Consider the following 24,317-nt stretch of genomic DNA (forward strand, 5'->3'; position numbering starts at 1 on the left):
GGGCGCCTGACAATCAGTTGCCGCGCGCCTTCATGACGTCATATGCAGCCAGCGCGCGTTCGCGTGCTTCGCGGTGGCCGATGATCTTGGCGGGATAGGACTGCGGGCGCTGCCCGAAGCTTTCGGGGTCGTGGATCGCAGGCTCGGTGAGGTCGGCCAGTTCAGGCACCCACTGGCGGATATACCCAACGGCGTCGAATTTTTCCGATTGGGTGAGCGGCGCCATGATGCGCGGGAACATATTGCTGTCGACCCCGCTGCCCGCCACCCACTGCCAGTTGACGGCGTTCGACGCATAATCGGCATCGACCAGCGTATCCCAGAACCATTGTTCACCCTGTCGCCAATCGATCAGCAGATGCTTGATCAGGAAGCTTGCGGCGATCATCCGGACGCGGTTGTGCATCCATCCCGTCGTCCACAGCTGGCGCATCCCGGCATCGACAATTGGATAGCCGGTGCGACCCTGCTGCCAGGCGGCCAGGTCGGCATCGGCCTCGCTGCCGCTGCGCCACGGCAAATGATCGTCAAACGCCGCGCGCGCACTGCGGCTGCCATAGTCCGGAAATTGCAGGATGATGTTCTGTGCATAGTCGCGCCAGCCGATTTCGCCGAGAAAGACATCGACCGAGCCGCCAGCATCGGCGGTCCGGTGCCAGATCGTCGCGGGCGACACTTCGCCGAAATGCAGGTGCGGCGACAGGCGCGAACTGCCCTCGCACGACGGCAGGTTGCGTTGGCGGTCGTAATCGGCGGCCTCATCGATGAACGCCGCGAGCCGCTTGCGTGCGCCCGCTTCGCCCGGCTCCCATTCGGCCGCAAAACCGGTAGCCCAGTCGGGCTTGGTCGGCAGCAGACCCCAGTCCGCCAGCGTATCCGATGCGGGCCACGCGCCCGGCGCCGCGATTTCGCGCGGGTGGTTCGACGGCTCCGGCGGCGGCATATGGTCTTTGAGGGCGCGCCAATATGGCGTGTAGATCTTGTATGGCGTCCCACCCCCGGTCGTCAGCGATCCGGGCGGAAGCAGGTAATTGCCATCGTGGCAGACGAGGTCGAGCCGCTTCGCGACGGCTTTTTCGGCGTTGCGCCACCAGGGCTCATAGTGGCGCAGGCAATGGACCGACCTTGCGCCGGTTTCTTCGGCAATCATCACGAGTTGCTCGTCACAGCGCCCGCGCCGCAACACCAATCGCGATCCCTTTTCGCCCAAGCTGGCGTCGAGGCTGGCAAGGCTATGGTTCAACCACCAGCGCGAGGCCGCGCCCATGCGGCGATGCTTGGGCGTTTCATCGTCGAGGATATACACCGGGATCACCGGCCCAGCCGCTGCGGCCGCGATGACCGCCGCCTGATCGGAAAGGCGCAGATCGCGGCGAAACCAGATTATGATCGGTGCGGTCATTCGTCGCGCGTAGCCGTGTCGGGTGCGGTCAGCCGGACCTGAAAACGATCCTGCGCCAGAGGATGCATAAACCGCTGGTCACGCAGCAGAATCGCGTCGCCGTCCGCCTGCGCAACCGGCATCCGCGCCCAGAACAGGAAAGCGCGGGCACCGGGATCGCCCATCAGCCAGGTTTTCAGCCGGGGATCATCCATTCCGGTCGGCTGACCGGCGATGTCCAGATTGCCGCCCACCCCGGGGGTAAAGCTCCCGCTCCCATATCGGTCCGCGGTGCGCCAAAAGATGTCGCGTTGCCAGAAGGCGAGCGGCGGCGGACTCGCTACGACCAGCGCGTCGGGGTGTCCGCCCGCGGCCAGCGCGCTCGCCGTTGTCCGTTCGGCGGCGCCGGTGATCAGGCCGTTGGCAAAGATGTAGGTGCAGACCGCGGTGAAGCCGACCCACGCGGGCCGCTGCCAATTCGGCGCCCCGCCCCGTTCGCGGCGCAGCGACAGCCAGATCGACAGACCCAGCGCAATCCATATCCACAGATCGATGATGAAGATCGTATCGCCGTAAAACCATTGCGACGAAAAGGGTTCGAGCAAGCGGATGCCGTAATTGTTGAGCCAGTCGAGCGCAGGGTGGCTCAAGCAGCCGATATAGGCGAGCGCCAGCAACCAGCCCTTGTCGACCGGCAACCGTGCCGCCGGGCGTTTGCCGCGCTTCGTCTGCCAGCGATCGAATGCCAGCATCGCCGCCCACAGCAATATCGGCAGAATGAGCAGCGCGATCGGGCCATGCGTAATCCCGCGCCGAAACCCCAGATGCTGAACCCCGTCGAGCCACGCCAGACACGCGGCATCGACGTCGGGCAGGTTCGCCGCCAGGATCAGTGTCGGGATCGCCAGCCCCGTCCTTTTCTTGAGCCCCATCTGGCCGAGAAGCGCGCCGACAAGGCTGTGCGTCAGATTATCCATCGCCGCTTGGTGGCGCGGATCGGGCAGCATTGCAATGCGTTATGCGGACCGGTTCACCCGCCCGCTGATGCGAACCACCTACGCCGCGATTACAGCTCCGGCCCGCCCTCGGTCACCGTCCACGTCTGGCCCTTTTTCAGCAGACCTTGGAGATCGGCGGTCTTGCCTTCGCGCGCAGCGGCATTCTGCCGCCAGACATCGGCTTCGAACGTCGGGCGCGGATCGTCGTAAAGCACGCCGAGTGCCATCGGAAATTCGCCGAAGCGCATCTCGACGAGCATGTGCGCGACGCTGCGGTTGGTGACGTCATGGACGATCACGCCCGCGGCTTCCCAGTCGCCATCGACGACATCGACGGTCTTGAGGTGCAGTTCGTCGGCATCGAGCGCGATGCCTTTGGTGCCCTTGGCATAGAGCATCGGCTCACCATGCTTGAGCCACAGTTGGCGATCCTCGGCGCCCTTCGGCGCCGCGAAATCCTCGAACACGTCTTTATTATAGACGATACAGTTCTGGAAAATCTCGATAAAGGCTGCACCCTTGTGAGCATGCGCTGCCTTCAGCACGTTCGGCAGTTCCTTCGACACGTCGAAACCGCGCGCGACAAAGCGCGCGCCCGCGCCGAGCGCGAAGGCGGCGGGCTGCGCCGGACGATCGACCGAGCCATAGGGCGTCGACGGGCTCGTCGTGCCGACCCGGCTGGTCGGCGAATATTGCCCCTTGGTCAGCCCGTAAATCTCGTTGTTGAACAGCATGATCTGGCAATCGAGATTGCGGCGAATGAGGTGCATCGTGTGGTTGCCGCCGATCGACAGTCCGTCGCCGTCGCCGGTGACGATCCAGATATCGAGGTTCGGGTTGGCAAGCTTCAACCCCGTCGCAAACGCGGGCGCGCGGCCGTGGATCGTGTGGAAGCCATAGGTTTCCATATAGTAGGGAAAGCGCGACGAGCAGCCGATGCCGCTGATGAACACCGTATTTTCGGGCGCGGTGCCGATTTCGGGCATCGTGCGCTGCACCGCTTTCAGGATCGCATAGTCGCCGCAGCCGGGGCACCAGCGAACTTCCTGATCGGTTTCCCAATCTTTCAGCGTGGTGGCGCGGGTGATCGGAGTAACCTGGTTCACTTCAATGCCTCCTCAATGGCGGCTTCGATTTCGGCGATGGTGAAGGGCTGACCCGACACCTTGTTCACCGGCTTCGCATCGACCAGATATTGGTCGCGCAGCACGGTCTTGAGCTGCCCCGTGTTCATCTCGGGCACGATCACCCTGTCAAAACTCTTGAGCAATTCGCCAAGGTTGGCGGGCAGCGGCCAGATATGACGGATGTGAACATGGCTGACGTCAAGACCCTCGGCACGCTTGCGACGCACCGCCTGGTGGATCGGGCCGAAGGTCGAGCCCCAGCCGACAACCGCAAGCTTGCCGCCCTCGGCGCCCAGCTCGACGATCTGGTCGGGCACCTTGATGCCGTCGATCTTGTCCTTGCGAATGTCGGTCATCGCCTGATGATTGCCCGGCGCATAATTGATGTGGCCGGTATCGACTTCCTTCTCGATCCCGCCGATGCGGTGGAGCAGACCCGGCGTACCGGGCTTGACCCACGGACGCGCGAGCTTGTCGTCACGGCCATAAGGCTTGAAGCCGCCCTCGGGCACTTCGGTCAGAAACTCGACCGGAAAAGCCTCGTACGTCGTCAGATCGGGCACCGCCCAGGGCTCGGCGGCGTTGGCGATATAGCCGTCGGTGAGCAGCATCACCGGGGTCATATATTGCACCGCGATGCGCACCGCCTCGATCGCGCAATCGAACGCGTCACCGGGCGAGCGCGCCGAAATGACGGGCATCGGGGCGTCGCCGTTGCGGCCATAAACCGCCTGGTAAAGGTCGGACTGTTCGGTTTTCGTCGGCAGGCCGGTCGAGGGACCGCCGCGCTGCGAATTGACGATGACGAGCGGCAGCTCGGTCATGATCGCCAGGCCCATCGCCTCGCCCTTCAGCGCGATACCGGGTCCCGACGATGACGTCACACCGAGCGCACCGCCATAGCTCGCACCGATTGCCGAGCAAATGGCGGCGATTTCGTCCTCGGCCTGAAAGGTCGTGACGTCATATTCCTTGAGCCGCGACAGGTGATGCAAGATCGCCGAGGCGGGGGTGATCGGATAGCCGCCGAAGAACATCGGCAGCTTGGCGAGCTGCGCGCCCGCAACGAGCCCGAGCGCGATACCCTCGGCGCCGGTCAGCGTACGATAGAGGCCCGGTGCAACGGGCGCCGGGTCGACATGATGCTGCTTCAGCGGCCCGGCGAGCTCGGCGGTCTCACCATAAGCATGGCCCGCGTTGAGCGCCGCGATGTTGGCCGCGGCAAGATCGGGCGCCTTCGCAAACTTGCCGTTCAGCCAGTCGATCAGCGGCTGGCGATCACGATCGAACATCCAGAGCGCCAGCCCCAGCGTCCACATATTCTTGCAGCGCAGCGCCTCCTTGTTGCCAAGCCCGAATGGTTTGACCGCGTCCATGGTGAGTTGGCTGATGTTGAGCTTCAGCAGCTGCCACTTGGCCAGGCTGCCGTCATCGAGCGGGTTGGCGTCATATTTCGCCTTGGCAAGGTTGCGATCGTTGAACTCGCCCTCGTCGGCAATGATCAGTCCGCCGGGTTTGAGCGACGGCACATTGGTCTTGAGCGCCGCGGGGTTCATCGCGACGAGCACGTCGGGCGCATCGCCCGCGGTGTCGATCGCCGACGAACCGAAGTTGATCTGGAAGGCCGACACGCCGAAAAGCGTCCCCTGCGGGGCGCGGATCTCGGCGGGGAAATCGGGGAAGGTCGCAAAGTCGTTGCCCGCGAGCGCCGACGACAAAGTGAACTGACCACCGGTCAGCTGCATCCCGTCGCCGCTATCGCCTGCAAATCTGACTACCACCGCATCCGAAAGGGGGGACTGCCGCTTGTCGGCTTCGTCCACTACCGCTGTCGCCATTTTTTCTTCTGCCTTGAATCTTGCGAACCTGTGACGCTGGCCTAGGCCTGTGGGCGCGATGCCGCAATTCAGAAAAAATTGTGCGCTGCAAACTTCAAACGTCCGAATGGGTTGCGAATTGCGATTGAATTATCCGCGGTGATGCCGAATAGCTGCGCAAACAACAGGCCGCACAAGCGGAACGAGGGGATTAGAGGATGACCGACGGCACCACGCATTTCACGCGCCCTGACGTGGCGACTTTCCTGGCGTTTCTGAACGCCCAGGAAGGTCCGAAGATGGAAGAGATGCCGCCCGAGGGCGCGCGCGAGATGTTCCGCGTTATGGCCCAGATGGCCGACGCGCCCCGCGGCGAGATTGCGCAGGTCGAGGACCGGACCATCCCCGGCCCTGCTGGCGAGATTCCCGTCCGAATCTATGACAATCGTCCGGGTCGCGAACCCGGCCCGGTGATGGTTTTCTTCCATGGCGGCGGCTGGGTCATTGGCGACCTCGATACTCACGACGGCTATTGCGCCGAAGCCGCACGCCTGCTCGATATTCCGGTGATTGCAATCGACTATCGCCTCGCGCCCGAACACCCCTTCCCCGCCGCGCCTGAGGATTGCGAGGCGGCGGCGCGCTGGGTTGCCGACAATTTCGCGTGCACTGGGCTGGTCCTGTCGGGGGAAAGCGCGGGCGGCAACCTGACCATTGCGACAGCACTCACCCTTCGCGACAAGCCCGCGTCAAAGCCGGTGATTGCAATGCACCCCATCTATCCTGCCGTTACGACGCACGATGACTGGCAAAGCTATCGCGATTTTGGCGAAGGCCATCTGCTGACCACCGGCAGCATGACGTATTTCGGCAACCATTATGCGCCAGATCCCGCCGACTATCGCGCGGCGCCGCTTGATTTTCCGGCAGCCGGCCTGCCGCCGACGCTGCTTACCACCGCTGGCCTCGACCCGCTGCGCGATCAGGGCCGTGCCTATGCCGCCAAGCTGATCGAGGCAGGTGTCCCGACGACGTACCGCGAAGCGACGGGCAGCATTCATGGCTATATCAATCTGGCGCAAGGCATCCCGAGCGCCAAGGAGGACATCCGCGGCGCCTTGATGGTCTTGAAAGCGATCGTCGCCGAAGCTAGCGGAGCGGCATGATCGATCACAACGCCCTTCCCTATCGGCCCTGTGCCGGCGTCATGCTCGCCAATCGCGACGGCAAGGTGTTCGTCGGCCAGCGACTCGATACCTCGAGTGAAGCCTGGCAGATGCCGCAGGGCGGGATCGACGATGGCGAAGACGCCGAGGAGGCGGCAATCCGCGAGCTTGGCGAGGAAACTGGCGTCCATGGCGGGCTGGTCGAAATCATTGCGCGCAGCCGCGAGGAATATTTCTACGACCTGCCCGACCATCTGATCGGCAAGATGTGGGGCGGCAAATATCGCGGCCAGCGCCAGCACTGGTTCCTGATGCGCTTCATGGGCGAGGATAGCGACATCAACATCGCCACCAAACACCCGGAATTTCGCGCCTGGAGGTGGGCCGAGCTACACGAGATCGAAAAGCTCATCGTGCCGTTCAAGCGTGTGCTTTACCGCGGATTGATCGAGGAATTCGGCCCGCTCGTCTGATCGCGCAGCGCCAGCGCTACGCGAAAGACATTGGCGAACATTTCAGGGGTCAGGCGCCCGGTGTTCGTGTTGTAACGCGAGCAATGATAGCTATCGACAAGGTACCGCCCCTCTGCCAGCCGGTGAACCGCGCCATGACCGAACGGATGCGCCGCCAGCCGCGCGCCCGCTGCTCTTAGCACCGCGTCATGCGCGATCCGTCCCAGCGCGACGATCACGCGGACGCGGGGCAAGGCCGCCAGTTGCTGTTCGAAATACGGGCGACAATTCGCAATCTCGGCGGGCGTCGGCTTGTTCTGTGGCGGCAGGCATTTGACGCTGTTGACGATGATCGCGCCTTCGAGGGTCAATCCGTCGTCGATCCGCCCGTCATAGCGACCTCTACTCAGTCCAAATTTGGCCAGCGTCGCGAACAGCAGGTCGCCCGCATAATCGCCCGTGAACGGCCGTCCGGTCCGGTTCGCACCATGCTTGCCCGGCGCCAGCCCCACAAGTGCCAGCCAGGCGTCGGGGTCGCCGAATGCATGGACGGGCGCGTTCCACCAGTCCGGATATTCGGCCTGACATTCGCGCCGCAAGGTGGCCAATCGCGGACAGCGCGGGCAATCGTGCGGCGGTTCGGTACCGGGCAATGGGCTGTCAATCTCCACGCAACTGCGATAGGCGCGAGAGCATGAGCAACGCAACGCCGCTTCCCCTCTATGCGATCGGTCTCGGTTCAAATCGCCGCCATGGGCGCTTCGGCGATCCGCGGGCGGTGCTGATGGCGGCGCTCGCCGCGCTCGAAAGCGACGATATCGAAGCGGTCGATGCCAGCCCGATCATCGCGAGCGATCCGATCGGCCCGTCGCGCCGCCGCTATGCGAATGCAGTCGCGCTGGTGGCATCGACGCTGACCCCGCCGCAGATGCTCGCGAGACTTCACGCGATCGAAGCCGCCTTTGGCCGCCGCGTCGGGCAGCGCTGGAGCGCGCGGACGCTGGACCTCGATATTCTCCTCTGGTCAGGCGGGGTCTGGTCGGACGGCGCGCTCACTATTCCGCATCCCGCGATCGACCAGCGCGCCTTCGTCCTCGGCCCGCTCCGCGCGATCGTTCCCAATTGGCAGCATCCGCTCCACCGCCACAGCGTCCGCCAGCTCGCCGCGCGCCTCGGACGTCCAAAGCCGGTTGACCGGGGCGCAGCAGCGCACTAGGGCGACGGCTCACTTCGCGCACCGCCTTTGCGGCGCCGCGATGGGCCCTTAGCTCAGTCGGTAGAGCAACTGACTTTTAATCAGTAGGTCGCTGGTTCGAACCCAGCAGGGCTCACCACTTTTCAATGACTTGGTCGCTGCAATTTTAACGTCGATCTCGTAGGTAACACCCGAGGTAACATCTGGCGGGAAGTATAGCGGTCATCTGATTGATCCAGCATCCGAGTCACGCTGACATTTCGCCGGCGTCGGTTAAATCGATCACCGCTCTCCTAGCCTTTATATAAGCGGCGACTTTAGGAGGATGCCACCTCCGGCAGGTTGCTACCTAACTTCGCGTGGCGGTCCACACATCCAGCAACATACTCCGCCCAGGCATTTAATGCTTGTTCCTTTTCTGGACCCCAGTTGTACCGTTGATAAATCCCGGCGACGCCGCCCTTGCTCCCGCTGACGTGGTTCAGGATGGCTTCCGTAACTTCAAATCGGACACCAAGCCTTTGAAGTCCTGTCGCCACCGTCCTACGAATATCGTGAAGTGACCAATGGGGCACGTCGACTTCGAGATCCTTGGATACTGCTTCCCGCAGGCGGTAAACGACTTTCGATATTCCGCTGGCACTATTTGCAGTATTACCGACTGCCGGAAAAAGCCGTGGGCTACCGTGAACAGCCGCAACATTCGTGAACACCGACGAGGCTCGTGGAGACAAAGGGATTCGGTTTTGCGCGATGTTCTTTGTCCGCCCTGCGGGAATGATCCAGTACCCTGTTTCTAAATCGAATTCCGAACGCATCGCGCCGAAGATCTCGGACCTCCGCTGGCCAGTGAGGATTAGGAGCTTGATGGCCGAACTCCAAGGATCCCTCTCCAATTCCGCCGCGCGCCACAACGCCGCCAGCTCGGCATCAGACAGGACACGCTCGCGCGGCCTCGGCTTAGCCGGACGGCCCGCACCCTTACACGGGTTTGCTTGCAACCGGTCGAGCCGTGGCAAAGCCCACGAATAGAACGCGCTCAGCTGCGCATGAATAGCTCTAGCCATTACGGGAGCGGGAATGGCGTCAATGAACCGCGTAATCTCTCCACGGGTTACCGCGTCGGCAAATCTATCGCCTAAATTTGGCAGAATGTACTTTTTGAAAATGCGCCGAATTTCAGGCAATGACTTATGGTCGATTTTCGTTCTTTCATATGCGGGCCAAAGCTTTCGCACTGTGAGCACGCCATGCTGAACTGAGGTTACATCGCTTCCAGATTCAATGTCGTTCAAGACGCTACGAGCGAGCTTGCGCGCTTCGCCCAACCCCAATCGGGGTCCGTATCTGCCGAGAGTAACCACCTTGATTTTTTCGCCCACCCGCTTGCGGACAACAAACGACTTGTTTCCATTCGCACCAATCCGAACGCGAAGGCCGGGCACCTTGTGATCACCAATTTCAATCTGGCCTACTACCGGCACCTTAATGTTAGATATATTTGATTCGGTAAGTAACATTATATCTCCCTTATATAATAAGCATGGCTAATAATCTAAAAATCGTGGCATGTTTTCGATATAGGTGACCACGTGGGCGCGTTGCCGATCGAAGTCGACCTAGAAAATCCCATATTTTACGAGTTTTGCTTTCATTAAGGAGAACTGTACGCCCTACTTTCCCCGATACTGAATCGATTAACTGATTACGAATACCGAGCGCCGCCGATCACCAAATGAAACGGATGTGCATGAGAGAGATTTGAGATGGCTGTTGCGATGTTTCATCAAATCGTACCGCTGTTTCACGTCAGCCGAGCATGAATGACGATACACGCTCACCATAAACTTTCACGTGTTGCCTGCAAATTTACGATTCGCTTGCTACAGACGGAATTTAAGACCCATCTGGCCGTTCCGGCGGCAGGCATGATTAGACACTGCTAGCGGCAATATTGAACCGTAAGGACGAAAATTGAAGACTCTCATCACCGGTGCGGCGGGCTTTATCGGAATGCACGTCGCGGATGAATTGCTCAAACGCGGTGACCACGTTGTTGGGATCGACAACTTCACGCCCTATTATTCGCTCGATCTCAAACGCGCCCGCATCGCGAATCTTGCTGCACGTTATGGTGACCAGTTTGCGTTCAAGGATGTCGATTTCGGTGACGCGAATGCGCTCGCTCAGGTCCTGGCCGATGTCACGATCGATCGGATCGTGCATCTCGGGGCGCAGCCGGGGGTACGCTATTCGCTCGAAAACCCGGCAGCCTACATCCACTCGAACATCTCCGGACATGTGAATATTCTCGAATTGGCGCGTCATCGGACGATTTCGCACCTCGTATATGCGTCTTCGTCGTCGGTCTATGGCATGCGGGCCGATACGCCGTTTCGGGTCGCCGATCGCGCCGATACGCCCATCTCGCTCTACGCCGCGACGAAGCGCGCCGACGAGTTGATGAGCGAAACCTATGCCCATCTCTTCCGCATCCCACAGACCGGGCTGCGCTTTTTCACCGTCTATGGCCCTTGGGGTCGCCCCGATATGGCGGTCTGGAAATTCACCGAAGCGGTGCTGCAAGGCCGTCCAATCGACGTTTACAATCAGGGCGACATGCTGCGCGACTTCACCTTTATCGATGATATCGTCAACGGCGTGGTTCTGGCGCTCGATCATCCGCCAGAAGATGACAAGCGCGAGAAACCGGGCGGCTTCACCACGCCGCACCGGTTGTACAACATCGGCAACAACCTACCCGAGCAGTTGACCGACTTGATTCGCGCAATCGAGGCCGCGTGCGATCGCAAAGCCGAGATCAATCTGCTGCCGATGCAGGATGGAGACGTGTATCAAACCTTCGCCGATATCCACGATATCAGTCGCGACCTCGGTTTTGCTCCGACCACCCCGATGGCGGTCGGAATTCCAGCGTTCGTCGATTGGTATCGGGAAGACTGGTTGAAGCGCCCGTAACGTCGCGTGACGCGCTTTTTGCCGCAACCGAACATGCGCGTTGGCTTGGTTGCAAGCCCCGGATAGAATAGGGCAACCATCAAACGATAAGCATCCGCATAGAGGCAAAAACCCGATGAAGATCCTATTGACCGGCGGCACCGGCTATATCGGCAGCCACGTTGCAGCGGCGTTGATAGCGTCCGGCCATCAGGTCGTCTGTTTCGACAACCTCGCCAACAGCGATGCGGCAGTGATCGACCGGCTCGAAGCGATCACCGGCACGGCTATCCCCTTGGTCGTTGGCGACATCCGGGACGGCGATGCTTTGCGCCGTGCCCTGACCGAGCATGGCATCGAAGCCGTCATCCATTTCGCAGGCCTGAAAGCCGTCGGCGAATCGGTCGCCGAGCCGATCAAATATTACGACAACAATGTCCGTGGGACACTGTCGCTAGTCGAAGCGATGGCCGATTGCGGCGTCAAAACGATGGTCTTTTCGTCGAGCGCGACGGTCTATGGCCAGCCGCGTTATCTGCCGCTCGACGAAAATCATCCGACGTCGGCCACCAATCCCTATGGCCGTACCAAGCTGATGATCGAAGAGATGCTGGCCGATATCGCGGCGTCCGATCCCCAATGGCGCATCGCGACGCTGCGCTATTTCAATCCGGTTGGAGCGCATGATAGCGGGCTGATCGGCGAGAATCCGAACGGTATTCCCAATAATTTGATGCCCTTCATCAGCCGCGTTGCTGCCGGTCGGCTCGCTGAGTTGTCGGTGTTCGGCAACGACTATGACACCCCAGACGGCACCGGGGTGCGCGACTATATCCATGTTGTCGACCTCGCCGACGGCCACGTCGCAGCGCTCGACACGATAGCTAACTCTGAGCCCGGCCTATCGACCTGGAACCTCGGCACCGGACAAGGCTATTCGGTCCTCGAAATGGTTCATGCGTTCGAACGAGTGAACGGCGTCAGCATCCCGTATCGGCTCGCACCGCGCCGCGACGGCGATGTGGCGAGTTGCTACGCGAGCCCCGAACGCGCCGCGCAAGAGCTTGGCTGGACCGCGCAGCGCGATCTCGACGCCATGTGTGCGTCGAGCTGGAGCTTCGAGCGCACGCTCGCAATGCGCAATTCGGGCTAGCCGAACCAGCCCGCGGTCTGGGCGAGCACCCACAGGCCGATCAATAGGAAGAGCCCCGCCGCGATCATCCGCACCTTCGCGAGATCGACGCGCTTGAGCAGTTCATGCCCCAGGAAGATCGCCGGCACGTTGGCGATCATCATGCCGAGCGTCGTTCCCGCAGTGACCGCGACCACATCATGATATTGCGCGCCGAGCGCAATCGTCGCGATTTGCGTCTTGTCGCCCATTTCGACGAGAAAGAAGGCGACCAGCGTCGTCAGGAAGGCGCCGAAGCGCGGCTTGGGGGCATCCTCGTCTTCGAACTTGTCCGGGATCAGCGTCCACGCCGCCATCGCGATAAACGACAGGCCGATCGCATAGCGGAAGATCGCGCTATCGAGAAAACTGGCCGCCGACGCACCGAGCAGCGCCGCGAGCGCATGATTGGCCAGCGTCGCGACCAAAATGCCGAGGATGATCGGCAACGGCCGGTTGAACCGCGTTGCGAGCAGGATCGCGAGCAGCTGCGTTTTGTCGCCGATTTCGGCGAGCGCGACGACCGCGGTCGAGGTGAGCATGGCTTCCATGAATAAACTCCGGGGCCGGGCAGCGTTGCGATTCCAATCGACATCGACACCCGCCGCCCGGCCCGGACGAAGAATGCGATGCCATTGGTCTCGCCCAAGCGGTCTCCCGCTTCCACCGCACCACGACCTCTCGGCCGAGTATGTTGACACGGTGGCCCGTCCCTTCGGACGGCTGGCTACTCCCCAGATGACGGGGGCGGGTTAGTCGGGTTGTCGGCGCGAGGCAAGTCCCTCGATGCGGCTGCGACGGCTTCTTCCGATTCGGCGATATCGGCGTCCATGGCTTTGGCGCGCGCCTCGATTTCTTCAGCCGCCTTGTCATAACGCGCCTCGAAATCGGGCTCGTCCTTGCAACCCGCGAGCAGCAGCAGCGGCAACAGGATCATCATGCCGCGCATCAATAATCCTTGCGGTAGCGAATACTGAGGTTCGACTGACCCGAACCGCCCGCCTGACTCAGCAGCGACAGAGCGCGGGTCAGGCTGATCTCGAGCTGCGTCGCGGTGTAACCGCGCGCGTCGGTGATGACCTCCAGATAGATGTCCTTGGTGATATATTGCCCGGCAGCGAGCGCGGTACCGCGCCCGACGGTGTCGTCGGGGCCAAGCACGCGCAGGCGGTCGATGCCGGTTGCCGACTGCAGCGCGCCGAGCGGACTCAATCCCCCACCCCCACTGCTCAGCGTATTGAGCGATGAAGCCAGCTGCACCGCCTGGAGCGGCGAAAGCGTCGTGATCGAATCCCCGAACAGGATGCGCGACACGATCTCGTCCTGCGGCAGCCCGGGGACGCTCGAGAAGGCGATTTGCGGGTTGCTGGCGCGGCCCGACACCGCGACATTCACGGTCACCGTCTCGATCGTATCGCTCGCGAGCAGGCGGATCGCGGGGTCGTAAGCGTCGCCAGTGGGGAAGGTCACCCGCCCTTCCTGCAATTCAAACGAACGTCCCGCAAAGCCCAATGTCCCGCGTACCAGCTCGATTTCGCCCGTCACGCGCGGTGCCAGCGTGGTTCCGCGCAGGACGATATTGGCCATCCACTCGGATTCGAGCCCCATCCCCGTGACATAGATTTCGTCCGGCGCCTTGAGCGCAATGTCCAAGCGGATAAGGTCGAACAGGCTGCCGCCGACCGCCGCCAGCCCGTCGCCGCTGATCCGTGGCCGCCCCGCCGCGGGTTTGCGCCTGATGCCGGTCAGCACCGGCACCTGCGCCGCGCCTTCGCGCACGATACGATAACGCGTTTCGGGAAGGCGCAGGCTGCCCGACAGCAGCGCCGCTTGCCCGGCGACCTTTTCGAGCACCAGGTTGCCCGTTGCCCGCGCCGCAATATTCTCGCTGCGCGCCAGCCGCGCATTGTCGAGCGTCATCGCGATGTTCATCGGATAACCATCGGCTTGCGCCAGGCTGATATAGCCCTTCGCTTCGACCTTGCCGTCGCCTGCGGTCGCGGTCAGCTGATCGATTTCCAGCCGGTTGCCGGTGAAGCGACCGTTGACGACCATGTTGGTCAGACGCGTGCCATAGGTCTGGTTTTCGTAAACCATGTCCTTGCCGCGGACGACGCCCGACAGGCAGGGGTCGGCGACGCTGCAACTGAAGTCAGCGGCAACGGCGATCGGACCCGACACCCCTTGGTCGGCGGGACCGAAGAAAGAATAGAGCGTGTCCGACGGGCCGTTGTAGCGGATGCCGCCGCCCAATGGCGCCGCGCGCAGACGCGTTGTCCAGTCGCCCGCTCCCGGACCGAGCGGGCGGAGCGACGCCTGCATCCGCCCGATCACGCTGCCGCGCTTGCGCATCACCGCGCGCGCTTCGCCGCCGTCGCTGAGCAGCTTGCCGGCGAAATTGACGTCTACCGGCTGACTGACAGACGCCGCGGTGGTGCGGGTAAAGCCCGTGATCGTTAGCCGCGCATCGGCGCGCGGGAAGCTTTCCGAACTCGCCTGTTCGAAATCGAGGCTGCCGGTTGCGCGTCCGCCGAGCCCCATGTCGGGATAGACGGCGTTGAGGATCGCCATGTTGACGCGCTCAAGCCGGCTCTGGATCATGATCCCGTCCCCAAACCGCCCGGCAACGCGCGCGCTGCTACCGCGGCCCAGATTGACCGTTGTCGGCAGCAGTTCATAGCCATCGGGACCGGGGATGATCCGCGCGGGTGAGGTGGTGCGGAAGTTGATCCCCGTCGCGCGGCCCTGCACCGACGCGCGCCACAGCTCGGGCGTCAGATCAGCGTTGGCGGCGATGCGGAACGGCACGCCGCTGGTGCCTTCGACCAGCGCCTGCGCTTTGCCGCGCCCATCACGATAATCGATCTTCACCCGCCCGACCGCGATGTCATATTCGCGAATGCGCGTCTGCGCGATCTGTATGTCAGCAACGACATGCGGGGTATCATAGAGCGTGACATCGGCATCGACGATCGCCGATCCGACCGCCAGTTTGGCGGGTCCGGGCAGCACGACGTCATTGGCGCGGACGTTGATCGCCGCCGCCTGATACTGGCCAGCAGCGCTCAGCCGAACGAGGCCGCCCAGCCCCTGCCCCGATGCATTGAGCTGGCCCACGAACGGCCCGGCGTCGCTCCGCACCAACCGCCCGTTGAACCCGATCCCCGAAAGGTCTCCGCGCTCGACGTCGATCGTCAGCGGACCAGTTGCCGTCAGCAGCACCACATCGGCGGACAGCGGCCCATAATCGGTGTCGCCGGTTGCCGCGAGGCGATAACCGTTCGGCGCACCGTTGATCCGCGCGACAAGATTGGCGAGCCCGATGCCCAATCCCGGTCGTTCCGCGGTCACGACGGCGCGCGGGTCGCTGATCGTCCCCGCCAGCTGGACCCCGACGGGACCATAATCGGTCGAATTGGCCCGCGCGCTGATCTGGATCTGGCCGTTCGGCGCATAGCTCCCCTGCCCGCCGGTGACGCGCAGCCGCGGCGCCGCCAGCCGCAGATTGGTAAAGCGCACCACGCCGTCGGTGCCGTAGCGCACGTCGCTCGACGCCGTCGCATTGCCGCCCAGGAAATCGCGCACGCCCGAGTTGAACAACCGGGTCGAACGCGCGCGCACCCGCCCGACGATCTCAAGGCCGCCGCGCGGCGCGGTCTTCACGTCGGCATCGGTGTCGATATCGAAGATGCCAACACTCTCGACGCGATAGTCGTTGATCCGCCCATCGATCGCCCCGGTATAAAAGCCGCGATTGAGGTCGGCGATGACGATCGCCTTCGCATCGATGCGCGGCGACCGCAGGCGCAAATTGTCGCTAAGGATCCGTCCGTTGCTGTAAGCGAGATCGCCGTCGAGGCGAACCTCGACGAGCGTGCCACCCGCCACCGTATCGAGTCCGCGGATCCGCGCCGCGCGCCCCGAGACCGGAATGATGATCTGATCGGCATCGACGCGCGCGTTGCCCGACAGGGTCAATGTGTCGATAATAATGTCGTTGAGCGCGAGCGCCTTCGCATTCGCCTGATAGGCGACGGTCGGTAGGTCGAACGCCCCGTCCAACGTCGCCATCGCCCGCACACCATCGGCGCGAACCGACGGCGCAATGGCGCTCGGGCGAAGCAGAACGAACGCCAGTTGCAAGGCTTCGTACCGGCTGTTGCCCAGATCGAGCCCGCCGCTCACCCCCAAGCGGAAGGCATCGGACGAAAAGCGACCATCGAGATCGGCCTTGCGCTCTTCAAGCCGCGCCGTCAGGTCGACCGCCGTTTCTGGCCCCAGCAGCGCTGCCGTTGCACCCGTGAACAGCCGCGAAGCCTGCGCGCTCCCCTTGACTGCAAAGGTACCGTTACGGCCGGTCAGCGCCAATCGTGCGAGAGGCGCGGCACCAAGATCGGCTATGAGATTGCCATTCCAGACTTTCCAGTCACCGCGTCCCGCCAGCTTGGCGGTCAGCGTCTCGTCGAACCCGCCCATCGCCGCGAGCACCCCGCCCTGCGGCGCTGTCACGTTCATGGTCACGTCAAACCGATTCGCTTCCGGAACGGCATCGAGCAGCAGCGCCAGCGTGTCGCCCTTGGCATTGGCGCCGATCGTTGTAGCATTGGCGGTGATCTGGGCGCGCCGATCGGCAATCGCGATCTTTCCAGCCAACCGCGCTTCCTGCCGCTCACCAGCGACGGCGGGGTCAAAGATGAAACGATCAACGCGCAGCGCGCCGACATCGATATCGAGATCGGGCAGCAGCGGCTCGCCGGTGTCAGGCACGACCTTGAACGCCGGCATCTTGCGCATCGTCATCGTCGCGGCGGTTGCCGAACGCACATCTACATGGTTGGCGAAATAGCGGATGGGGCGCCAATCGACTCGAACCTCGGGCGACTCCAGGAAAACACCGGTGGGATCGGACAGGGTGAAGTTGCGGATGACCATCCGGCCATAGAGCGACCCGTCGAGCCGACCGATGCCGATCTTCATCCCGTTTTCGAATTCATATTTCTCGACCTGGGTGACGACGAAGCGCCGCCCGGCATCGCTGTTGAGCCCGATGAGGAACAGCGCGAACAACAGGACCAGCCCCAGCAGCGACAGACCGATCCAGCGCAGGATCGTCATCGGCCAGATGCGCGGCTGAACGCTCATCACAGCATCGGCGGCCACAGGCGCGTCATCAGCCATCAGAAGGCCTGCCCGATCGACACATAGACGCTGACCAGCGCCTCACCCGGCTTGCGTCCGATCGGGGTGGCGACGTCGAGCCGCATCGGACCGAAGTTGGTGTAATAGCGCGCACCAATGCCCGCGCCAAAACGCAGGTCGGAGAAGGTCGGGGTCGAGCCACGATACACCTGCCCCGCATCGACAAAACCGACGACGCCGAAATTGCCGAAGCGATAGCGACCCTCGAACGCCGCCTCGGCAACGCTGCGGCCGCCGATTGGGTCCAGATTGGGGTCTTTCGGACCGAGTTCCTGATAGCCAAAACCGCGCACCGACCCGCCACCACCGGCATAGAAGCGCCGCGATGGCGCCAGTCGTTCGCGGGCGGCGCCCAGGATCGACCCGACCCGCACACGGCCCGCCAAGACGATGTTGTCGGTGACCGGATAATAGCCGCTGACGTCCAGGCGCGTTCGGGCGTAGGGTGAAAATTGCCCCGCCAGCGACCCTTCGGGCTGGATCAGCGCGGTAACCCGAAGCCCCTTGGTCGGATCGAGCAGGCTGTCGGTCCGATCCATCCCGACCTGCCCCGTCACCCCAAAAATGGTATAGAAATCCCGCTCGCGCGCGCCGCGCGTGAAATCATAGTCATCCTCGCTCGTCGCGATCAGTTCGGCGCCCAAGGCATAAGTGAATTTTTTTTGCCAGATCGGGGTCGAATCATAGCTGACCCGCGCCGCGACACGACCGGTGATCGCCTCGAATGCGTTGTAATTGCTGCGTGTCGCTTCGGCGACCAGCTCAAAGGTGCGATCGCGGCGTCCGGCGTTCGACCGGCGCAGCGTCGCGCCGAGTCCTTGTTCCTGGGTTCCCACTACACCACGAAAGATCAGCGCGCCTTCGGGCGGCAGCAGGTTGCGGTGCGTCCAGCTGCCTTCCAGCCGGATCCCCTCACCGGTGCCATAGCCGGCGCTCGCGGCCAACGTCCGCGGCGGCCCCGCCTGCTGGGTGACCAGCATCGTCACATATTCGGTATCGTCCCCGGCGCTTTCGCCCGTCGGCTGTGGCTCGGCCGCAACGGTGGCGAACAGACCAGTAGCGACCAGCGCTTGCCGAAGGTCGTCGACCTTGCGGCTGTCGTAAAGCTCGCCCCGCTTAAAGCGCGCCAGCACCGCGACATGTTCGGCATCGAATGCCAGATCGCCGGTCGTCTCGATGCCGCCAAACCGCGATCGTTTGCCGATATCGACGGGTAGCGTGTAAACGCCGTCCCCGGTCGCCCCATCGAGCAAAATGTCGCGCTGCCCAACCTCGGCAAAGGGATATCCCTCTTCGGGCAATTTCAGCGCGATCGCGGCCTCTGCGCCCTGCACGCGCTGCGCGACAATCGGTTCGCCAACCGCGAGCGCAAAATTGTCTGCGATCAAGTTCGGCGGGACCGTCGGCGCCGCATTGATAATGATATCCGCCAAGGTGTAGCGCTGCCCCGGCTTGACATCGATGACCGCCGTGATCGGGCGGCGCTGGCGCGGTTGGCCTTCTTCGCGTTCGCCGCGATCGATCCGCGTATCCACCACCGCGTCATAATAGCCTTCGGACGCCAGAATGCGCTGCATCAACTCGCCGTCGGCGGTCAGGCGGGCGCGGATCATCGCAGCATTGTCGGCCTTGCCATCGCCGTCATAAAGCGCCGACAAATCGCCAAACAGGTCGGCGAGGTCGACGTCGGTGCTGTCATCGGCCGGGACGAGCCCATTGACCTGCACCGTGTAGGACACGCTGACATTCTCCCGGTCGTCTTCGGCCTCGGCGAATTCGACCGGTTCGACGTCGAAACTTTCGAGCGGTGGCAACGGCGCCGCAAGCTCGCTGTCGGTAATCGGCGCATCGCCGATGATCTCCACCGCATCGCCATCGGCCAGCGTCGGGATCGGAACGCCATCGACCGCGGGCGTCGGAGTGTCCGAAGCGGTACCACCCAAGTTCGCGGCTTCCTCGGCTTGCCGCTTTTCAAAATCGGCAATCGATTCGAGCGGCCGATTGAGCTCGGGATCATCCTCCGCAAATATCTGCGGGATCGCCTTCTCGAACTCCTCGTCGCTGATGATCGGCGCGACCTCGGGGAACGCAAAATCGGGCGGCGGTGGGGTCGGGGCAGCAATTGCCGCTTCGGAAGCTGGTTCAACGGTCGGCACGACCTGCGGCGGTTCGACCGGCTGGCCGATCGCCGCGGTCGTCCAGGTCAGGCAAAACGCTGACGCCGGCGCAATCAACAAGGATCGCGTCCGCACCAGTCGCATCAGGTGATAATCACGGGAAGTTTCTGGGTTTTGCATCTGTCAGCCGTCGATACGGCATCTCTGGCTGGCACACAGCGGCGGCGCAACCCGTTGCTATGCGGCCAAACCCCCGAATCATGCTCATTTCGTCGCATTCCCTGTCGCCGTATCAGCTGCATACGATGAACGGGTCTATGGTGATCGGGTTCCGCGCGTCAGCTGTCGACGCCGAACAGGTCGCGGCTGTAAACCTTGTCTTCGACATCGGCCAATTCGCCGGTGACGCGGTTGGCGATGATCACGTCGGCCTCGGCTTTGAAGGCGGCAAGATCGCGCACTACGCGCGAGTTGAACAACCGCTCGTCGTCGAGCAACGGTTCATAGACGATTACCTCCACCCCTTTGGCCTTTATCCGCTTCATCACCCCCAGAATGCTGCTCGCGCGGAAATTGTCCGAACCCGCCTTCATCGCCAAACGGTGGATGCCCACGACACGCGGACGGCGCTTGAGGATTTCGGAGGCGACAAAATCCTTGCGCGTCGTGTTCGACGCCACGATCGCCTGGATCAGGTTCTGCGGCACCTCGCGATAATTGGCGAGCATTTGCTTGGTGTCCTTGGGCAGGCAATAGCCGCCATAGCCAAAGGACGGATTGTTATAAAAACTGCCGATCCGCGGATCGAGGCAAACGCCCTCGATGATCTGCCGTGAATCGGCGCCATGCATCGCGGCATAGGTGTCGAGCTCGTTGAAGAAAGCGACGCGCATCGCGAGATAGGTGTTGGCGAACAGCTTGATCGCTTCGGCTTCGGTATTGCCGGTCTGCAAAACCGTCGCGTCAGGTTTCAACGAGGCGGAAAGCAAGAGCTGGGCAAATTCCGCTGCGCGTGGATGCGTGTTGCCGACGATGATCCGCGATGGGTGAAGATTGTCAAACAGCGCGCGGCCCTCGCGCAGAAATTCGGGCGAAAACACGATCGCATCCGTGGCATGCTTGGCGCGCATCCGGTCGGTGAAGCCCACCGGGACGGTCGATTTGACGATGATCAAGGCGTCCGGCGCCAGTTCCAATGCATCGTTGATCACCGATTCGACCGAGCTTGTGTTGAAATAATTGGTGTCGGGATCATAATCTGTGGGTGTTGCGATGATCACAAAATCGGCGCCATCATAAGCCGTTATTTTGTCGGTCGTCGCGGTCAGATCCAGCGCCCGATTGGCCAGATAGTCTTCGATCTCGGGATCAGCGATTGGCGACCGCCGTGCACCGATGTCTGCCACTTTACGGTTGTCGATATCGAGCGCCACCACCTGATTCCGCTGGGCGAGCAACACCGCGTTCGAAATCCCGACATAACCGGTGCCGACGACTGTGATTTTGACCGGATCGTTCGGCACGGGTGTTATTCTCCTGTGATGCTGTGGGCGCTCTATCAGCCGCGGTTCGTTCGTTCAACCGAAGCGGTCCCGCGATTCTGGTCTTGCGCGCTCAGGTACCGCAAAAGGTAACGTGGGGTGCCGCTTCCGCCGGCGCGGGATGGGCATAGGCATCCCATTCGGAGCGCACGACATAGGGATTTTGGACGACCTCCAACAGCGCTTGCCACGGCGCCAAGTCGCCGACTTCGGCCGCCTCCAACGCGTGTTCGACCTGGTGATTGCGCGGGATATAAAGGGGGTTCACGGCATCCATCGCGTCGGCACGCTCCAGCGGCGCGATCGCTTCGCGCTCCAATTGCGCCCACCAATCCGCGATCCACGGCGCCATTGCCTCCGCATCAGGCAGCAGCGCTTGCAGCATGGCGCCATCGCCGCGCAGCAGCTGCGCCAGCGCGCGAAAGAAGGATGTGAAATCGACCGCATGTTGCTCAAGCTCGCCAAACAGCGCATCGATCAGTTGCTCATCGGCCTTATGGGGCTGCCCCAACCCCAGTTTCGTTCGCATTTCAGCAAGCCAAATCACCCGGAATCGGGCTGGGATCGCGTCGACCAACGCTTTGGCTTTGTCCACGTCGGCAGGATCGATCGCATGGATCGCGGGCAGCAGGGCTTCGGCGAAGCGCGCCATGTTCCAGTGCGTGATCTGGGGCTGGCGGCCATAGGCGTAGCGCCCGTTCGCATCGATCGAACTGAACACGGTGTTCACGGCGAAACGGCCCATAAAGGCGCACGGGCCATAGTCGATCGTCTCGCCGCTGATCGCAACATTGTCGGTGTTCATCACGCCATGGATGAAACCAACGCCCATCCAACGCGCGACGAGCGAGCATTGGAGACCGATGACCCGATCGAGCAGCGCAAGATGCGGATTGGTCGACTCGACGAGCTCGGAAAAATGACGGCGGATACTGTAATCGGACAGCTGAATGACGTGGTCGGCGCCGAAATGCGCAGCGAAGAACTGAAACGTCCCGACCCGGATATGACTGCTCGCAACGCGCGTCAGCACCGCGCCCGGGTGCGTCCGTTCGCGCTGCACCCGGTCGCCGGTTGCGACCGCCGCCAGTGACCGCGTCGTCGGCACGCCCATCGCCGCCATCGCCTCAGACACCAGATACTCGCGCAGAACCGGCCCGATCGCCGCTTTGCCATCGCCATTGCGCGAAAAGGCGGTGGGGCCGGATCCTTTGAGCTGAATGTCAAAGCGGGCACCGTCGGGCGCAAGGATTTCGCCAAGAAGCAGCGCCCGACCGTCGCCGAGTTGGGGCGAGAAATGGCCAAACTGGTGACCGGCGTAAGCAAAAGCGATCGGATTGGCTCCATCGGGCAGTTTCTGACCCGATAACATGCCGGCAAGCTCGTCCGCACCAAGCTCGCCGATCGCTACCCCCAGACTGTCGGCAAGCGGGCCGTTGAACGCCAAAAGCTTGGGCGCTTCCGGCATTGCCGTGGTGGCGGGGGCATAAAAGCCCTCCATGCTTTCGTAAAAGCTGTGATCAAAAGCGAAAACCATCGCCCCCTATTTCAGCGGTCGCCGCGATAAAGCAAGCACCTGATAATCGTCTTATGATGAACGCCGCAGTCGCTCGGTGCGATGACGTTGATCGAGCGGTTGTCAGACGCTCGTGGAGCCTTGAGACCGAGAGGAATGCGCCACCTGGTCAAGCTCCATCAAAACGCGTTGTCATGCCGAAGAACGCCAAGCGTCTGGAAGATGATCGCGATATCGCGCCAGATGGACCAGTTGGCGAGATACTCAAGGTCCGCCTGCAGGCGGTTGGTCAAATCCTCGGTCCGCTCGGTATTGCCGCGGTGTCCGCGGACCTGCGCCAGGCCAGTGATCCCGGGTTTGATCGAATGGCGATGGCGATAGCGTGGATCAACGTCCCAATATAATTTGTCGGCCGCCTTCGCGGACAGAGCATGCGGCCGAGGGCCAACCATGCTCATGTCACCTTTGACGACATTAAAAAGCTGCGGCAGTTCGTCAATGCTCACCCGGCGAATAAGCTGTCCCACGCGCGTTACGCGGACATCGTTGCGCAGGGTCAGCTGGCCAGCATCGACATCGCATTTTTCGGTGTACATGCTGCGAAACTTGTACATTTTGAAAAGTCTGTTGTCGCGACCAACGCGGGCCTGGATGAACAAAATCGGGCCTCTCGATTCCAATCGGATCGCAATTGCCGCAGCCAGGAGCACCGGAGAAAGCAGCACGATAGCGATACTCGCGACAACAAGGTCCAAGAGACGCTTCAGCAAACGGTCGGTCAATTGCATCGGTCGCGCGCTGACCTGAATCGTTTGCATCTTCCCGTGCCAATGGAGGCCGATAATGCCCAGTCCCTTGTTCGCGTCCGTGACAATTTCGCCCTGTATCGCCAAACCCTTGAGGATCGACGCCCACAGCGCGTAACGGTCCGGTGAGCATGCGACAAGCGCCCGGTCCGCAGATCGCATATGCGCCGCAAACGCGTCCAGCTCATACGGTCCAAAGCTCGCTGGGTCGAACCCGAATTTCTCGGGAAATAACAGGAAATCTCCCGGTTCCGGGGTATAGGGCATATCATCGACGACGACCAAGACCGAATAGGGCATGCCCGCAAGAATACGGCGAATGAACTTGGCCGACGCCCACCGGAAAATGGGAAGAGTGAACAGTGCGCCGCCGACGCCGCTGAGGAATACGAACCGCGAAAAACTGGCGCCCGCTTTCATCGCATAAGCAATCAATATCGTTGCGACAGCCGCAAACAGGAATGAACGGAGCACCCGAGCAATGCCCGTCCGCGTGTCAATCAAAACGTCGAAACGATAGGCGTGATGACTGAGCGAAACACCAATGAACAGGGGGATCACGGTGATTGTCATGACGACGCCATGGCCGGACCATATCGGCCCGATATACAGCAGGTGCGGGACCAAAAATGCCAGCGCCAAAGCCGTCAGATCCATGGCCATCAACAACAGGTAGCACATGATCCGCAAGCCCTGGCGATTCACCACGCCGCCAGGGCTGGCCGCGACATCCGTCGCCGCCAAATCCAGCGTAACATTGTTCATTACTGCCACCTTCGCATTGCGAAATTCAAAAATTGCATGGGCTTAAGCTGATTTCGCTGATTGAAGCACAGAAACTGCCAAAGACCATTTTTTCGAGAGTTAGCCTAG

At 62.1% G+C, this 24,317-nt stretch carries 18 protein-coding genes, 1 tRNA gene and 1 riboswitch; of the genes, 6 read left to right on the top strand and 13 right to left on the bottom strand.

All coding sequences use genetic code 11. From position 1 onward, the window contains the following. Positions 1-13 precede the first annotated feature (13 nt). The 4 genes from FFS18_RS13575 to FFS18_RS13590 all read right to left on the bottom strand — a co-directional run bounded on the left by FFS18_RS13575 (position 14) and on the right by FFS18_RS13590 (position 5,344). Positions 14-1,402 carry a cryptochrome/photolyase family protein gene (locus FFS18_RS13575; RefSeq protein WP_137871237.1) on the bottom strand — a complete coding sequence of 463 codons (1,389 nt, stop codon included), beginning with the start codon at positions 1,400-1,402 and terminating at the stop codon, positions 14-16. Then, complete coding sequence (locus FFS18_RS13580) at positions 1,399-2,358, bottom strand: metal-dependent hydrolase (protein ID WP_137871238.1); 960 nt, start codon at positions 2,356-2,358, stop codon at positions 1,399-1,401. Before FFS18_RS13580 ends, FFS18_RS13575 begins: the two co-directional genes overlap by 4 nt. Positions 2,359-2,447: 89 nt before the next feature. After that, complete coding sequence (locus tag FFS18_RS13585; protein WP_137871239.1) at positions 2,448-3,485, bottom strand: 2-oxoacid:ferredoxin oxidoreductase subunit beta; 1,038 nt, start codon at positions 3,483-3,485, stop codon at positions 2,448-2,450. After that, positions 3,482-5,344, bottom strand: coding sequence for a 2-oxoacid:acceptor oxidoreductase subunit alpha (locus FFS18_RS13590; protein WP_137871240.1), 1,863 nt, complete (start codon positions 5,342-5,344; stop codon positions 3,482-3,484). Before FFS18_RS13590 ends, FFS18_RS13585 begins: the two co-directional genes overlap by 4 nt. A gap of 197 nt (positions 5,345-5,541) precedes the next feature. On the opposite strand from FFS18_RS13590, the gene FFS18_RS13595 reads away from it, so the two are divergent. Continuing rightward, positions 5,542-6,489 (top strand): alpha/beta hydrolase, encoded by a 948-nt coding sequence (locus tag FFS18_RS13595; protein WP_137871241.1) that lies wholly within the window; start codon positions 5,542-5,544, stop codon positions 6,487-6,489. Next, positions 6,486-6,962, top strand: a complete 477-nt coding sequence (locus FFS18_RS13600) for an RNA pyrophosphohydrolase (protein ID WP_137871242.1) — start codon at positions 6,486-6,488, stop codon at positions 6,960-6,962. Before FFS18_RS13595 ends, FFS18_RS13600 begins: the two co-directional genes overlap by 4 nt. On the opposite strand, the gene FFS18_RS13605 is transcribed toward FFS18_RS13600, so the two are convergent. Beyond that, positions 6,923-7,612: a uracil-DNA glycosylase gene (locus tag FFS18_RS13605; RefSeq protein ID WP_137871243.1), complete on the bottom strand. Its 690-nt coding sequence runs from the start codon at positions 7,610-7,612 to the stop codon at positions 6,923-6,925. The two genes, FFS18_RS13600 and FFS18_RS13605, sit on opposite strands and share 40 nt — an antisense overlap. Positions 7,613-7,635: 23 nt before the next feature. Between FFS18_RS13605 and folK the strand changes: the two genes are divergently transcribed. Then, a complete protein-coding gene (gene folK, locus FFS18_RS13610) occupies positions 7,636-8,157 on the top strand; it encodes a 2-amino-4-hydroxy-6-hydroxymethyldihydropteridine diphosphokinase (RefSeq protein WP_137871244.1) in 522 nt (173 codons plus the stop codon). Positions 8,158-8,199: 42 nt separating this feature from the next. After that, positions 8,200-8,275, top strand: a tRNA-Lys gene (locus tag FFS18_RS13615). A gap of 178 nt (positions 8,276-8,453) precedes the next feature. On the opposite strand, the gene FFS18_RS13620 is transcribed toward FFS18_RS13615, so the two are convergent. Further along, positions 8,454-9,656 carry a tyrosine-type recombinase/integrase gene (locus tag FFS18_RS13620; RefSeq protein ID WP_137871245.1) on the bottom strand — a complete coding sequence of 401 codons (1,203 nt, stop codon included), beginning with the start codon at positions 9,654-9,656 and terminating at the stop codon, positions 8,454-8,456. A gap of 454 nt (positions 9,657-10,110) precedes the next feature. Here FFS18_RS13620 and FFS18_RS13625 point away from each other — a divergent pair, with 454 nt between their 5' ends. Together FFS18_RS13625 and galE are read left to right on the top strand one after the other, a co-directional pair. After that, positions 10,111-11,115: an NAD-dependent epimerase/dehydratase family protein gene (locus FFS18_RS13625; RefSeq protein WP_137871246.1), complete on the top strand. Its 1,005-nt coding sequence runs from the start codon at positions 10,111-10,113 to the stop codon at positions 11,113-11,115. A gap of 115 nt (positions 11,116-11,230) precedes the next feature. Further along, on the top strand, positions 11,231-12,247 hold the full coding sequence (gene galE / locus FFS18_RS13630; protein ID WP_137871247.1) for a UDP-glucose 4-epimerase GalE: 1,017 nt from the start codon (positions 11,231-11,233) through the stop codon (positions 12,245-12,247). Here the strand turns inward: galE and FFS18_RS13635 are convergent. The 7 genes from FFS18_RS13635 to FFS18_RS13665 all read right to left on the bottom strand — a co-directional run bounded on the left by FFS18_RS13635 (position 12,244) and on the right by FFS18_RS13665 (position 24,209). Beyond that, positions 12,244-12,816: a TMEM165/GDT1 family protein gene (locus FFS18_RS13635; protein WP_137871248.1), complete on the bottom strand. Its 573-nt coding sequence runs from the start codon at positions 12,814-12,816 to the stop codon at positions 12,244-12,246. The two genes, galE and FFS18_RS13635, sit on opposite strands and share 4 nt — an antisense overlap. 18 nt (positions 12,817-12,834) lie before the next feature. Further along, positions 12,835-13,014: riboswitch (yybP-ykoY riboswitch) on the bottom strand. After that, positions 12,993-13,214 carry a hypothetical protein gene (locus FFS18_RS13640; RefSeq protein WP_137871249.1) on the bottom strand — a complete coding sequence of 74 codons (222 nt, stop codon included), beginning with the start codon at positions 13,212-13,214 and terminating at the stop codon, positions 12,993-12,995. It overlaps the preceding riboswitch by 22 nt. After that, positions 13,214-17,407: a translocation/assembly module TamB domain-containing protein gene (locus FFS18_RS13645; protein ID WP_249340405.1), complete on the bottom strand. Its 4,194-nt coding sequence runs from the start codon at positions 17,405-17,407 to the stop codon at positions 13,214-13,216. Before FFS18_RS13645 ends, FFS18_RS13640 begins: the two co-directional genes overlap by 1 nt. Positions 17,408-17,442: 35 nt before the next feature. After that, a complete protein-coding gene (locus FFS18_RS13650; protein WP_249340406.1) occupies positions 17,443-19,701 on the bottom strand; it encodes an autotransporter assembly complex protein TamA in 2,259 nt (752 codons plus the stop codon). 218 nt (positions 19,702-19,919) lie between these two features. Next, entirely contained in the window at positions 19,920-21,104 is a 1,185-nt protein-coding gene (locus tag FFS18_RS13655) for a nucleotide sugar dehydrogenase (protein ID WP_283214415.1), read from the bottom strand. A gap of 91 nt (positions 21,105-21,195) precedes the next feature. Further along, complete coding sequence (locus FFS18_RS13660) at positions 21,196-22,659, bottom strand: protein adenylyltransferase SelO (protein WP_137871253.1); 1,464 nt, start codon at positions 22,657-22,659, stop codon at positions 21,196-21,198. A gap of 158 nt (positions 22,660-22,817) precedes the next feature. Then, on the bottom strand, positions 22,818-24,209 hold the full coding sequence (locus FFS18_RS13665) for a sugar transferase (protein ID WP_137871254.1): 1,392 nt from the start codon (positions 24,207-24,209) through the stop codon (positions 22,818-22,820). Between the last annotated feature and the right edge of the window lie 108 nt (positions 24,210-24,317).

The organism is Sphingopyxis sp. 2PD (assembly GCF_005503695.1).
Lineage (GTDB): Bacteria > Pseudomonadota > Alphaproteobacteria > Sphingomonadales > Sphingomonadaceae > Sphingopyxis.